This is a genomic window from Faecalicatena contorta (assembly GCF_003149105.1).
Lineage (GTDB): Bacteria > Bacillota > Clostridia > Lachnospirales > Lachnospiraceae > Muricomes > Muricomes contortus_C.
In genome coordinates this window covers 279,103-292,365 of sequence record NZ_QGDS01000003.1, presented here as the reverse complement: position 1 = coordinate 292,365, position 13,263 = coordinate 279,103, and the positions used below count along the sequence as shown (strand labels likewise).

Annotated in this window: 12 protein-coding genes; 10 read left to right on the top strand and 2 right to left on the bottom strand. The window is 42.5% G+C overall.

The annotated features are described in order from the left end of the window. Window positions 1-21 precede the first annotated feature (21 nt). From hemW to A8805_RS07085, 6 genes are all read left to right on the top strand, one after another. The gene (gene hemW, locus A8805_RS07110) at window positions 22-1,248 is read left to right on the top strand and encodes a radical SAM family heme chaperone HemW (protein WP_109709507.1); all 1,227 of its coding nucleotides are present in this window, start codon (window positions 22-24) and stop codon (window positions 1,246-1,248) included. 170 nt (window positions 1,249-1,418) lie between these two features. Further along, complete coding sequence (hrcA, locus tag A8805_RS07105) at window positions 1,419-2,468, top strand: heat-inducible transcriptional repressor HrcA (protein WP_109709506.1); 1,050 nt, start codon at window positions 1,419-1,421, stop codon at window positions 2,466-2,468. A 27-nt stretch (window positions 2,469-2,495) separates the two neighbouring features. Continuing rightward, entirely contained in the window at window positions 2,496-3,200 is a 705-nt protein-coding gene (grpE, locus tag A8805_RS07100; RefSeq protein WP_109709785.1) for a nucleotide exchange factor GrpE, read from the top strand. 38 nt (window positions 3,201-3,238) lie between these two features. Further along, window positions 3,239-5,098, top strand: coding sequence for a molecular chaperone DnaK (gene dnaK / locus A8805_RS07095; RefSeq protein WP_109709505.1), 1,860 nt, complete (start codon window positions 3,239-3,241; stop codon window positions 5,096-5,098). Window positions 5,099-5,236: 138 nt separating this feature from the next. Next, on the top strand, window positions 5,237-6,430 hold the full coding sequence (gene dnaJ, locus A8805_RS07090; protein ID WP_109709504.1) for a molecular chaperone DnaJ: 1,194 nt from the start codon (window positions 5,237-5,239) through the stop codon (window positions 6,428-6,430). Between the two features lie 224 nt (window positions 6,431-6,654). Next, entirely contained in the window at window positions 6,655-7,806 is a 1,152-nt protein-coding gene (locus A8805_RS07085) for a double-cubane-cluster-containing anaerobic reductase (RefSeq protein WP_109709503.1), read from the top strand. 248 nt (window positions 7,807-8,054) lie between these two features. Here the strand turns inward: A8805_RS07085 and A8805_RS07080 are convergent, their stop codons facing one another. Further along, the gene (locus A8805_RS07080) at window positions 8,055-8,675 is read right to left on the bottom strand and encodes a response regulator transcription factor (protein ID WP_109709502.1); all 621 of its coding nucleotides are present in this window, start codon (window positions 8,673-8,675) and stop codon (window positions 8,055-8,057) included. Between the two features lie 2 nt (window positions 8,676-8,677). Beyond that, window positions 8,678-9,346 (bottom strand): sensor histidine kinase, encoded by a 669-nt coding sequence (locus A8805_RS22830; protein ID WP_330405817.1) that lies wholly within the window; start codon window positions 9,344-9,346, stop codon window positions 8,678-8,680. 531 nt (window positions 9,347-9,877) lie between these two features. On the opposite strand from A8805_RS22830, the gene A8805_RS07070 reads away from it, so the two are divergent. The 4 genes from A8805_RS07070 (at window position 9,878) to A8805_RS07055 (ending at window position 13,181) form a co-directional block, all read left to right on the top strand. Continuing rightward, window positions 9,878-11,086, top strand: a complete 1,209-nt coding sequence (locus tag A8805_RS07070) for a BTAD domain-containing putative transcriptional regulator (protein WP_109709500.1) — start codon at window positions 9,878-9,880, stop codon at window positions 11,084-11,086. A gap of 18 nt (window positions 11,087-11,104) precedes the next feature. Then, on the top strand, window positions 11,105-11,539 hold the full coding sequence (locus A8805_RS07065) for a hypothetical protein (protein ID WP_109709499.1): 435 nt from the start codon (window positions 11,105-11,107) through the stop codon (window positions 11,537-11,539). 95 nt (window positions 11,540-11,634) lie between these two features. After that, window positions 11,635-11,886, top strand: a complete 252-nt coding sequence (locus A8805_RS07060) for a hypothetical protein (protein ID WP_109709498.1) — start codon at window positions 11,635-11,637, stop codon at window positions 11,884-11,886. A 74-nt stretch (window positions 11,887-11,960) separates the two neighbouring features. Then, window positions 11,961-13,181, top strand: coding sequence for a BTAD domain-containing putative transcriptional regulator (locus A8805_RS07055; RefSeq protein ID WP_109709497.1), 1,221 nt, complete (start codon window positions 11,961-11,963; stop codon window positions 13,179-13,181). Window positions 13,182-13,263 lie beyond the last annotated feature (82 nt).

Below are 13,263 nucleotides of genomic sequence, written 5' to 3'. Positions count from 1 at the left end.
ATTCTATAATGGGAGTGAATAATGAAAAAAGAGTTGGAGCTTTATCTGCACATTCCTTTTTGTGTGAGGAAATGTGCATACTGCGATTTTCTTTCCGGTACAGCGGATGAAAAGATGCAGCAGGAATATGTGGATGCTTTGATAGGAGAAATACATGGATACCGGAGTGCTTATCATGATAGATATGAAATAACTACCATTTTTGTGGGAGGCGGAACTCCCTCTATTTTAACTGGGACACAGATATTAAAGATATTTGATGCCCTGTATCAGAGCTTTCAGGTAGCCGAAGGGGCGGAAATCACAATGGAAGTAAACCCTGGAACTATAACAAATGAGAAACTGCATTTTTGGAAACAGGCGGGAATCAACCGGCTGAGCATCGGATTACAGTCAGTGAATAATGAAGAGCTCCGGATGCTGGGACGTATTCACACGTATCAGGATTTTTTGAATACCTACAAAGCCGCCAGAGAGTATGGGTTTCAAAATATAAATGTGGACTTGATATCGGCCATACCAGGGCAGACCCTGGAAAGCTGGAAAAAAACTCTTTCTACGGTCACAGAACTGGAGCCTGAACACATTTCTGCCTATAGTCTGATTGTAGAGGAAGGAACTCCTTTTTATCAGTGGTATGGCAGCAGTGCGGAAGCAGGGGAAGAGAAAGAGTATTACCCTCTGCCACCGGATAAAAAAGGAGATGTGCATCCGGCTCTGCCCGATGAAGATACGGAGCGGGCCATATATGAACTTACGGCAGAATTGCTGGCTCAGTCCGGATACAGGAGATATGAAATATCGAATTATGCAAAAAAAGGGTATGCCTGCCGTCACAATTTGGGATACTGGGAACGGAAGGAATATTTGGGCATCGGGCTGGGAGCATCCTCTCTTGTGAACCATACCAGATATCATAATACTACGGATTATAAGAAGTATATGGAAGGGATAGCAGAACAAAAAGAAATTTATGAAGATGTGGAAAAACTAGCCCTGTCAGATGAAATAGAGGAATATATGTTTCTTGGTCTTAGAAAGATGGAAGGAATCTCTGTGAAAGAGTTTGAAAGGCAGTTTGGAAAAGACATAACAGATATCTATAAAGAAGAACTAGAGAAGCTGGAGTCCGCAGGCTTACTTATGCGTTCAGGGGATAGGCTTTCTCTGACCTCCCGTGGAATTAATGTAAGTAATTCAGTATTTGTTGAGTTCCTGGCCCCATGTCTGAATGAGGAGAATAGATAATTACAGTTCAGCTACAGCTCGATTTCGCTTCGCTGAACTGTAATTAAAAATAAAAAATATATAAACAGTGTTGACAAAAAGAAATCGTGGTGATATCTTAATATACGTAAGGTGTTAGCACTCAAAACAAAAGAGTGCTAATAAGAAAAAGAATCGGAGAGGAGGGTCCTATGGTTACAGATACAAATATAGGTGAAAGAAAGCTGATAATATTAAAGGCCATCATCCGTAATTATCTGGAAACGGGAGAACCTGTAGGTTCCAGGACTCTTTCGAAGTATACAGACTTGAATCTGAGTTCGGCAACGATTCGTAATGAAATGGCAGATTTGGAGGATTTGGGATATATTTTCCAGCCCCATACTTCTGCGGGACGGATTCCTTCCGATAAGGGATATCGGCTCTATGTGGATATGCTGATGGAAGAAAAGGAGCAGGAGCTTTCAGAACTGAAGAATATCATGCTGGAGAAGACAGATAAGGTGGATAAAGTATTAAAGCAGGCCGCGAGAGTGCTGGCAGTAAATACAAATTATGCAACAATGGTATCTGCTCCGGTCAACAGCAGGAATACACTAAAGTTTATCCAGCTTTCCCAGGTGGATGAAGAACAGATTGTAGCAGTCATTGTAATGGGCGGCAATGTAATCAAAAATAAGATTATTAATATTGGTGATACCCTGAGTAATGAAAATTTATTAAAGCTGAATATGCTGCTGAATACCACATTGAATGGAATGTCCATTGAGGAAATTAATCTGGGGATGATCGCAATGCTAAAGGAGCAGGCCGGTCCTCACAGCCAGGTGATTGACGATGTTTTGGACGCAGTGGCTGAGATTATCCATGTGGATGAAGATATGGAAATTTATACAAGCGGTGCTACCAATATTTTCAAATATCCGGAGCTGAGCGACAGACAGAGTGCCCAGGAAATCATTCATGCGTTTGAAGAAAAACAGCAGCTGGCAGAACTTGTTACTGAGACACTGGCCAGTGAAGAAAACCGTGGAATCCAGGTATATATCGGAGATGAGACTCCGGTGAAGACTATGAAGGACTGCAGTGTTGTGACTGCAACCTACGAGCTGGGTGAAGGGATGAAAGGAACCATAGGTATCATTGGACCAAAGCGTATGGACTATGAACATGTTATGAAGACGCTGAAAACTCTGCAAAATGAGTTGGATGCAATTTATCATAAAGAGTCAAAAGAATAGGAAGGTGAATAGCCGGTGGAAGAAAAGATGAGCAAAGAAGATATGATAAAGGAAGCGGTGGAAGAGGCAAAGATGAAGGCTGTGAAAGAAGCAGAAGAGAATGCAGCCGGTGAAGAGACAGACCTGCCGGAATCTGATATTTTGACGGAGGAATCGCCGGATACTGAAAGGGAAGAATCATTTTGTGAGGATGCCCCGGAAGAGGATGCAGAAGGAGATGACCAGCAGGAGCCTGGAGATGAGAAAGAAAAATCCGGCAAAGAGAAAAAAAAGTTTGGAAGAAAAGTAAAAAAAGATAAAAAAGACGAGAAGATTGAAGAACTGACTGACAGGCTTACTCGTCAAATAGCAGAGTTTGATAACTTCCGCAAACGTACAGACAAGGAGAAATCTCAAATGTACGAAATAGGTGCGAGAGATATCATAGAAAAAATCCTTCCGGTTATAGATAATTTTGAGCGTGGTATTGCGGCTGTACCGGAAGATGAAAAGACCAATCCTTTCGCAGAAGGGCTGGAAAAGATTTACAAGCAGCTTATGACTACGTTTGAGGAGATTGGCGTAAAGCCGATTGAAGCGGTCGGCGCTGAATTTAATCCGGATTTCCACAATGCGGTAATGCATGTGGAGGATGAAACACTTGGTGAGAATACTGTAGCTGAAGAGTTCCAAAAAGGCTATACTTACCGGGACAGCGTAGTAAGACATAGTATGGTGAAAGTCGCAAACTAATAATCATTTAGAGTGAAAAATTTTAGGAGGAAAATTATATGGGTAAAATAATTGGTATTGACCTTGGTACAACAAATAGCTGTGTGGCTGTTATGGAAGGCGGACAGCCAACAGTAATCGCAAACACAGAAGGCGCGAGAACGACTCCGTCCGTAGTTGCTTTTACAAAAACAGGAGAGCGTCTCGTGGGTGAGCCTGCAAAACGTCAGGCAGTAACAAACGCAGATAAGACAATTTCTTCCATCAAAAGAGAGATGGGATCAGACTATAAAGTAACGATTGATGATAAAAAATATTCTCCTCAGGAGATTTCTGCAATGATTTTACAGAAATTGAAGGCAGATGCAGAAGGATATTTGGGTGAGAAAGTAACGGAAGCAGTTATTACTGTACCGGCATACTTTAACGATGCACAGCGTCAGGCAACAAAGGATGCTGGAAAAATTGCGGGCCTGGATGTAAAACGTATCATCAACGAGCCTACAGCAGCAGCGCTTGCATATGGACTGGACAATGAAAAAGAACAAAAAATCATGGTATATGACCTGGGCGGCGGTACATTTGACGTATCTATCATTGAAATCGGCGACGGTGTCATTGAAGTATTATCCACAGCAGGTAATAACAGACTTGGAGGAGATGACTTCGACCAGAAGATTACAGATTACATGCTGGCTGATTTCAAGTCAAAAGAGGGCGTAGATTTGTCTACAGACAAGATGGCTCTTCAGAGACTGAAAGAAGCAGCTGAGAAAGCAAAGAAGGAGCTTTCTTCTGCAACAACAACAAACATTAACCTTCCGTTCATCACCGCAACATCTGAGGGACCAAAGCATTTTGATATGAACCTGACAAGGGCTAAGTTTGATGAATTAACCCATGACCTGGTTGAAAAGACAGCAGAACCGGTAAAACGTGCATTGGCAGATGCAGGGATCAATCCATCTGAACTTGGTCAGGTATTGTTAGTAGGTGGTTCCACACGTATTCCTGCAGTTCAGGAAGAAGTGAAACGTCTCACAGGAAAAGAGCCAAGTAAATCACTGAACCCGGATGAATGTGTTGCGCTGGGTGCTTCTGTACAGGGCGGTAAATTAGCAGGTGACGCAGGCGCAGGAGATATTCTTCTTCTGGACGTTACACCGTTGTCACTTTCTATCGAGACAATGGGTGGAGTTGCTACAAGATTGATTGAAAGAAATACAACAATTCCTACAAAGAAGAGCCAGATTTTTTCCACAGCGGCAGATAATCAGACGGCAGTTGATATCAACGTTGTTCAGGGTGAAAGACAGTTCGCAAAAGACAACAAGTCTCTCGGACAGTTCAGACTGGATGGAATTCCGCCGGCTCCACGTGGAATCCCACAGATTGAGGTTACCTTTGATATAGATGCCAATGGTATTGTAAACGTATCCGCTAAGGATCTTGGAACAGGAAAAGAGCAGCATATTACAATTACAGCAGGCTCTAATATGTCTGATGATGATATCGGCAAGGCAGTAAAAGAGGCGGCTGAATTCGAAGCACAGGATAAAAAACGTAAAGAAGCAGTTGATACAAGAAATGAAGCTGATGCAATGGTATTCCAGACAGAGAAAGCCATCAAAGAAGTGGGTGACAAGGTAGATGCAGCGGATAAAGCTGCTGTAGAAGCTGACTGTCAGGCATTGAAAGATCTTCTTGCAAAATCAACTCCTGAGGATACAACAGAAGCTCAGGTTGCTGAGATTAAGGCAGCGAAAGAGAAGCTGATGGAAAATGCTCAGAAGTTATTTACTAAGATGTATGAGCAGGCAGGAGCTGGCGCGGCAGATGGACCCGCACCGGAGGCAGGTCCTGCACCGGAAGGCTTCCAGGGAGACGATGTAGTGGACGGAGATTACAAGGAAGTTTAAGGGCCTGTTAAGAGAGGATTCTACGAAACCGCTTTTTGCGGCTTCGTAGAATTTCTATGTTACTAGATATTTGAGAAGGTCCGGTCCGGGGGCTTTTCCAGGTTAGAAATAAGTAGACAGATGAAAGGGTAGAGTGTTATGGCAGAGTCAAAAAGAGATTATTACGAGGTGCTTGGCATAGGCAGGGATGCTGATGATTCAGCAATCAAAAAAGCATACCGTGTGTTAGCTAAAAAGTACCATCCGGATATGAATCCGGGAGATGCCGAGGCTGAGAAGAGGTTTAAAGAGGCATCTGAAGCGTATGCAGTACTTAGTGACCCTGAAAAACGCCGCCAGTATGACCAGTTTGGACACGCAGCATTTGAAGGGGCCGCCGGCGGTGCGGGCGGTTTCGGAGGATTTGATTTCAATGGTGCTGATTTCAGCGATATATTTGGTGATATATTTGGAGACTTGTTTGGGGGGGCCGGCAGAAGAGGCGGCCGTGCCAGCAATGGTCCGATGAAAGGCGCAAATGTACGTAAGAGTATCAGAATCACATTTGAGGAGGCAGTCTTTGGATGTGAGAAGGAACTGGAGGTTGTGTTAAAGGACCCATGTTCAACATGTAATGGAACAGGGGCAAAGCCTGGCACATCTCCTGAAACCTGCTCAAAATGCGGAGGAAAGGGCCAGGTAGTTTACACATCCCAGTCCTTCTTCGGTACGGTGCAGAATGTTCAGACTTGCCCAAGCTGCGGCGGTACAGGGAAAGTAATCAAAGAGAAGTGTACGTCCTGTGCAGGAACCGGATATGAATCCAGCAAGAAGCGGATTCAGGTATCTATTCCGGCAGGTATAGATAATGGGCAGAGTGTACGCATCCGCGAAAAGGGTGAACCAGGCATAAATGGCGGACCGAAAGGAGATTTGCTGGTAGAGGTGAATGTCTCCAGACATCCGATTTTCCAGAGACAGGATGTGCATATTTTCTCAACCGTTCCGATTTCCTTTGCCCAGTCGGCTCTTGGCGGTGATGTAAGAGTCCCCACAGTGGATGGTGATGTAATCTACACTGTGAAGGCAGGGACAAAGACAGATACAAAAGTTCGTCTGAAAGGAAAGGGCGTTCCTTCTTTGAGAAACTCACAGATTCGCGGCGATCACTATGTTACTCTGGTGATTCAGACACCGGAAAAGTTAAGCCCGGAGGCAAAAGAAGCATTACGTGAATTTGACAGACTGACGGGAAACTCTTTGAACCAGGATAGTCCTTCTGAAAGCGGAGCAAAGTCAAAAGGTAGGAAAAAAGGCTTTATGGGAAAAGTAAAAGAAGCCTTTGATGAATAAAAGAGATAAAAAACAGGGAAGTGCCGTGAAATAGCTGATTTAGAGCTATGAAGCGGCACTTTTGCTTTGTGTGAATAAAAACCAATAGGCTGGCAGCCGATGTAATATGATAGAAAATATCCATAAGTGTATTAAGATTTTCAATTTGGTCATAAGAGACCTCCATGATATCATATAATAGCAGCTTGTGTAGTAATGCTGAAGTTGAATCAGGAGGAAATGTTATGGAAGTTATTAAGGAGTTGCCGGAGGTATTCGAGGATTTTGCAGAACAACGTAAAAATTCATTTTTAACGGTGAAAGAATTAAAGGATAAAGGAGTGCCGGTTGTAGGGGCGTATTGTACCTACTTTCCGAAAGAGATTGCAATGGCAATGGGAGCCGGAACAGTAGGGCTGTGCTCAACATCCGACGAGACAATAGCGGAAGCAGAAAAGGATCTTCCTAAGAATCTGTGTCCTTTAATCAAGTCCAGCTATGGGTTTGCAAAAGCGGATAAATGTCCGTATTTCTATTTTTCCGATGTGGTGGTGGGAGAAACTACCTGTGACGGAAAGAAAAAGATGTATGAATATATGGCGGAGTTTAAGGATGTTTTTTTGATGGAACTCCCGAATACGCAGGGGGAAGAAGCACTAAAATTATGGAAGAAAGAAATTGTTCGTTTTAAAGAATATCTGGAAAAGAAGTTTGACGTGACCATCACAGAAGAGGATATCCGTAAGGCAATCAAAGTAGAGAACCGTGTACGAAGTTCTCTCCGCAGGTTTTATGAAGTGATGAAGAAGGACCCGGTTCCAATTACAGGGTACGATTTATTTAAAGTTTTGTACGGAAGTACTTTTAAATTCGACAGAGAAGCAATTCCTGCTGAGGTGGATGCTTTGACTAAAAAGATTGAGGCAGAATATGCAGACGGGAAAAAGCAGAAGAAAAAACCACGCATTTTACTGACCGGATGTCCTATGGGCGGGGCGACGGAAAAAATCATCAGAGCCATTGAAGATAACGGCGCTATTGTAGTTACTTATGAGAATTGCACGGGAGCTAAGGCGATAGACCAGCTTGTAGATGAAGATAATCCGGATGTATATGATGCTTTAGCAAGACGTTATCTGAACATTGGATGCTCAGTGATGACACCGAATCCAAACCGCTTTAAACTGCTGGACAGGCTGATTGATGAATATCAGGTAGACGGTGTTGTAGAAATGACACTGCAGGCTTGCCATACATACAACATAGAAACATTGGCAGTCCGGAGGTTTACCAATGAGAAGAAAGGAATTCCATATATTCATGTAGAGACGGACTATTCCCAGGCGGATATTGCACAGTTGAATACGAGAATTACAGCGTTTATTGAGATGCTGTAATGTTTACATGTAAAGATAAACGGGACATGGAATAAAGCTGCCTGTTTGCTGGCTGCCGGTATTATAAAAGGAGGCGTTATGCAGAATGCAAGGTGATAAAAATGAATTTATCACACATTTTGCAGCACCCTCCTTTTTCATGTAATAGGAAATTACGTCCTACTACATGAGGTGCGCACGGCGGCGTAAGATGCAGATGTTGCTATGCGACCAATCCAGGCGCAAGAGTTTGCAAAGCAAACTCTTTGTTATTTATTCTGGTAATAGAAGACGGCTACCTGGGTTCTGTCCCGCAGGTTCAGCTTATCCAAGATAGAACTCAGGTAATTTCTTACAGTCCCTTCACTTAAAAAAAGAATGGATGCAATTTCCTTGTTGCTGCGCCCTTCGGCAATTAGCTGTATAACCTCCAGTTCTCTGTCATTGATGTCACAGGAAGCGTAGTCAAAAACAGATTTTTTCTCAAGAAGAGATGGGATTTTGGATACAATCTCTTTTCCGAATACGGTCTGTCCGGAAGATACGGCAAGAATGGCAGGGATAATATTTTGGTAATCCTGTTTCAGAATATAGCCTTTCGCCCCCAGCTTTAATGCCGTAATGATATATTCATCGTCTAAAAATGTAGTCAGCAGGAGAATACGGGCATCCGGGTATTCTTTCAGAATCTCTGCTCCAGCTTCCAGTCCACTCATCTCTTTCATTCGGATGTCCATGAGCAGAACGTCCGGCCTGTATTTCTTATATAGTGAAACGGCTTCTTTTCCGTCACTTCCACATGCAGGAATATGAAAATCTTCCCGTGTTTCCAAAATTGTTTTCAATGCACCTGTTACCAGACAATCGTCATCTACAATTAAGATATTCATAGTTAAATCTCCTTTGGAATGGTAATAAATATTTTAAACCCATGTTCAGTAAGAATCTGTATATGCCCTTTTAATGAATGTATTCTTTCCTTCATATTAATCAGGCCGATACCGGAGCCGGAAGAGTGAACAGCAGTCCCGTTATCTTCAATACAGAACTGGTACAGTGCAGGATGCTCCCTCATACTAAGCTGTACAGAGGTTGCGCTGCTGTGCATTATAATGTTGGAAAGCGCTTCTTTTGTAATGCTGATAAAACAATATTTAATCTCTTTTGGGATGTCCCTGCTCATATCATAAGAAAATAATATGGGACAGAATGTAAAATCATGGACAAGACTATTTATTGCTTCCTCTAAATTTATAGATTCGTCATGAAGGTCATGCACGCTGCTTCGGATACTATCCATTGCAGAATTTAAGGTAGCATCAAGGGTTTTCAGGGAATCAGACAATGAGTCATCTTGATTAACGGCGCGTACAGCCCCTGTCATCAGAATGGACCGGGAGAGAAGATGCCCCACATTGTCGTGGATTTCACGGGCAATCCGGTTGCGCTCCCGGAGGGTTGCAGTGTAGATTTCATAGTCTTGTTTTTCTAAAAGTGTGTGGTTTTTTTCTGCCAGGAGAAGGTTCCTTTCGGTACTGTCATCTCTTGTATGCTTATACAACGACTCTAATTCACTGCAGCTTTGAGTATTCTTCTGTAGTACAAAGGAAAGCAGGAGTCCAAAGGAACACAGGAAGAAGGAAAAAAAATCTGTAGTTCTGAGACAGAAAAAATAGAAATAAAGGAAACCTCCGGCGGCAGCTGGAAGAAACTTCCTGTGCCAAAACAGAATATAAGAGACGGCGGTAAAAAAATAAAGGAAAGCAGGATAAAACCATGAAGCCAGGAGAAACAGAAGGGATACGGGCAGTATATAAGTACCTGAATCCAGAAAACAGTCACCGCAGCATATAATTAAGGCTGCCAAAAAAGCCAGCACAAAAAAGAAATCCGGACTGGCTTGAAACAGGGCAAAAAAACAGTACAGAAACAATAGGCTTATGTCTCTTATATATTTCATGTAAAATCTCTCTCTTTCTACTTTTTGGATACGAAAAGTAAAAAATTGAATACATTGTCATAAATATTCTTTGAAATTTATTATATCATGAATATAAAGCTTGTAAAAGGATGAAAGAGCAGGAGATTAAAAATGACAGTTTCAAAAGTAAAGAGGGTACATATACAGCTTTTTGGCAAGTTCAAGATGAAAGACGGGAAAGAAGTGATTGATGAATCAGGAATCCATTCTAACATGATGATGAAGCTGCTGGCTTATATTATCTGTCACCGTCAGAAAGAAATTACTGTTCAGGAGTTAAGTGAGAATTTATGGCTGGATGAGACAAGTGCAAATCCTGCTGGTGCTTTGAAAAATCTGATGTATCGGCTTAGAAGCAGACTGCGCAAAGAATGGGGACAAGACAATCTTATATTGACCGGACACGGCTGCTATAGATGGAATCCAGAAATTGCAGTCAGTGTGGATGCTGAAGAGTTTGAAGAGTATTATAAAATGGCATTGAAAACCAAAAACCTGGAGGAAAAGAGTGATTTGGAACAAAAGGCTGTAGATTTATATAAAGGAAAGTTCTTGCCGGGATTATCAAATGAACACTGGGTGATGTCTTTAAGTGCCTATTATCACAGCATTTATCTGGATGTTGTGAAAGAAGTGGCTTTTTTTTTCGAAAAAAACCGAATGTTTACCAGGATGGAGGAAATTCTTCAGCGTGCTACCATAATAGAAACTTTGGATGAGGAGCTTTACTGTCTGCTGCTTCGGGCAATGCTGGGAGGAGATAAACAGAGCCTGGCATTAACAAGATATGTGGAAATTGCAGAGTTGCTGTACGATAATCTGGGGGTGCGTCCTTGTATGGAACTTCAGGAGATTTATAATGGAATGATGAAGCGGCATCATGAATATGAGCCGGACATCAATGCTATACAGCAGAAACTAAAAAGGGAGCAGGAGGGAAAAGGTGCTTTTTTGTGTGAGTACGGTATTTTTACGAAAATCTATGAGTTGGAGACACGCAGATACGAGCGGTTTAAAATACCAGTGTACTTATCCCTGCTTTCCCTTTATCCGGAAGAACGTATGAAGAGAGGGAGCTCTTTTTACCTGAAAGTCATAAACAGCGGTATGGCACAGATGCAGAAGATACTTTTAAATTCCCTGCGCTACGGAGATGTTATCACACGCTACAGTGTCAGCCAGTTTTTGGTCATGCTGCCGGGATGCCGGTGTGATGATGCAAAGGTGGTACTGGAGAGGGTGCAGAATAATTTCTACACAGGCGGGAAGCATGTGAAGGTGAAAATACAGTACGGACTCAATGAAATAGAATTTGATTAGATGAGAGAGGCGGATGATATGGAGAAAAAAATAAAATATCCCGTTACGGCGCTTAGAATTTGTATAGATAGCCTGGATCCTGGCAGCGGGGAGATAGAAGGAATAATCTGCGGGATTGCACTGGAATGTAAGTATCCATTTTACGGAAGCGGAGAACTGCTCCTTTTAATTGATAACCTTTTAGATCAAATTGGAAAACCACAGGCCTCCAGAAAAGCGAGAAGTTTTAAGAGTACGGGCGGGCAGCATGACAGTGGTTACAAAAGTAATCCTGTCCATTATCACGAATCAGAAGAAATTGCAGCAGCGAAAGGCAGCCTGGAAACAAGAGATGTTTTCTTTATTTCCAGGCTTAGAAGCACCTGGCAGGGAATTGTGAAAGATCAGGAGGGTAATTCTCTGGGCAGATTTAATAGCGATCTGGAATTTTTGGATATACTATTTTATGACTAAAATGTGACCGGGGCCGGTTATAATAATAACACGGCCAAAGTTAACACGAAATGAGGGAATAGTAAGATGTATTTCCGGAAAGGATCGTGAAATCCATGACAGGAAACAGGGATGATGTAAAAAATCAGATAACAGGCGGGCAGACATTTGTAGTAGATATTAAATGCAGACAGAACCATACGTGGCAGGGAATGGTGAAATGGGTAGGACAGAAAAAGGAACTTCCTTTCCGCAGCGCATTGGAACTGATTAAACTTATGGATTCAGCGATGGAAGAGACAGAACCTGAGAAGAATGAGGATGTCTTAAAATGGCAGGATTCTTCTGATGTGGTCGGGAAGCTATAGATCACATCATTTTTTTGCCTTAAAATACTGTCAGCTTGATAGAGAAAAACTTTAAGAAAAGAATTGAGGCGGTCATGGAAAAGGATAAAAAAGAGGAAACAGTTGTTTTACAAGTCCGTATGTTCAGCGGTTTTCAGATGAAGAGAGGAGAGACAGAACTGGATGCAGACAGTCTCAGATCCAGGATGCTGACGAAACTTCTGGCATATCTGCTCTGCCATAGAAATAATATAACAGGGATACACGAACTTAGTGAGGTGCTATGGGCAGATGACGCAAGTGATAATCCGGCAGGTGCATTGAAGAATCTTATGTACAGGCTGCGAAGCAGTTTGAAGAAGGCACTGGGAGATAGAGAATATATTCTGACAGGAAGAGGCAATTACCAGTGGAACCCGGAAATACCAGTGGTAGTAGATGCAGAATTATTTGATAATTACTGTAAAAAAACTGGAAATGCTGTAAGCCGGGAAGAGAAGACAGAAGCCGGTATGAAGGCTGTAGGCCTATATAAAGGCACCTTTCTCCCGGAGATTTCAGAAGAATACTGGGTAACTTCTCTTTCTACATATTATCATTCTATGTATCTGTCTGCGGTAAAGAATCTGACAAAGCTTCTGGAGGAGGAAAAGCAGTATAGTCTTGCGGAACAGGTGTGTCAGGATGCCGTTATGCGGGATTCCCTGGATGAAGAGATTCATTGTCATCTCATACGGGCCATGACTGCACAGAATAAACATAAGCTGGCTCTTACCCATTATCAGAAGACAGTCCGGTTCTTATATGAAAGCCTTGGAGTACATCCGTCACGGGAGCTGCAGGAATTGTACGAAGAACTGCTGAGGGTCCTGCATAAGCAGGAGTGTGATATTAATGTTATACAGGAAGAAATGCAGGAGCACAATCGCCAGACAGGCACCTTTTTCTGCGAATATGGAGTTTTCAGGAAGATATATCTTCTGGAATCAAGAAGCAGTGCAAGACTTGGGATTTCCGTATATCTGGTGCTGCTTACTTTATATCCGGCAGTATCGATGGAAAAAGGAAGTGAAGCTTACACCAGGCTGTTCAGGAAAGAGATGGAGGTTTTGCAGAAGGTTCTTAAAAGAGCTCTGCGTTCCAATGACATTGTATGCAGATACAGCAGCAGCCAGTTTCTCATTATGCTCCGGGCATGCCAGTATGAAGATGCCGTGATGGTAACGGAGCGGATTAAGCATAGATTTTACAGGGGTGAGAAAAAAATACGGATGCGGCTAAAATACAGCATAGATGAGATTATTACTTGTGAGTAAAAGCATGAAGCATGCAGGGATATAAGTACCCTGTGTTTCTTGATGATGAAATCAATAGGGAAAGGTATACTCTCGTATTATT

Coding starts and splice junctions, on each gene's coding strand:
- A8805_RS07055 (WP_109709497.1), top strand. CDS start 11,961: ATGGAAAAGGATAAAAAAGAGGAAACAGTTGTTTTACAAGTCCGTATG.
- grpE (WP_109709785.1), top strand. CDS start 2,496: ATGAGCAAAGAAGATATGATAAAGGAAGCGGTGGAAGAGGCAAAGATG.
- hrcA (WP_109709506.1), top strand. CDS start 1,419: ATGGTTACAGATACAAATATAGGTGAAAGAAAGCTGATAATATTAAAG.
- A8805_RS07065 (WP_109709499.1), top strand. CDS start 11,105: ATGGAGAAAAAAATAAAATATCCCGTTACGGCGCTTAGAATTTGTATA.
- hemW (WP_109709507.1), top strand. CDS start 22: ATGAAAAAAGAGTTGGAGCTTTATCTGCACATTCCTTTTTGTGTGAGG.
- A8805_RS07070 (WP_109709500.1), top strand. CDS start 9,878: ATGACAGTTTCAAAAGTAAAGAGGGTACATATACAGCTTTTTGGCAAG.
- A8805_RS07080 (WP_109709502.1), bottom strand. CDS start 8,675: ATGAATATCTTAATTGTAGATGACGATTGTCTGGTAACAGGTGCATTG.
- A8805_RS07085 (WP_109709503.1), top strand. CDS start 6,655: ATGGAAGTTATTAAGGAGTTGCCGGAGGTATTCGAGGATTTTGCAGAA.
- dnaK (WP_109709505.1), top strand. CDS start 3,239: ATGGGTAAAATAATTGGTATTGACCTTGGTACAACAAATAGCTGTGTG.
- A8805_RS07060 (WP_109709498.1), top strand. CDS start 11,635: ATGACAGGAAACAGGGATGATGTAAAAAATCAGATAACAGGCGGGCAG.
- dnaJ (WP_109709504.1), top strand. CDS start 5,237: ATGGCAGAGTCAAAAAGAGATTATTACGAGGTGCTTGGCATAGGCAGG.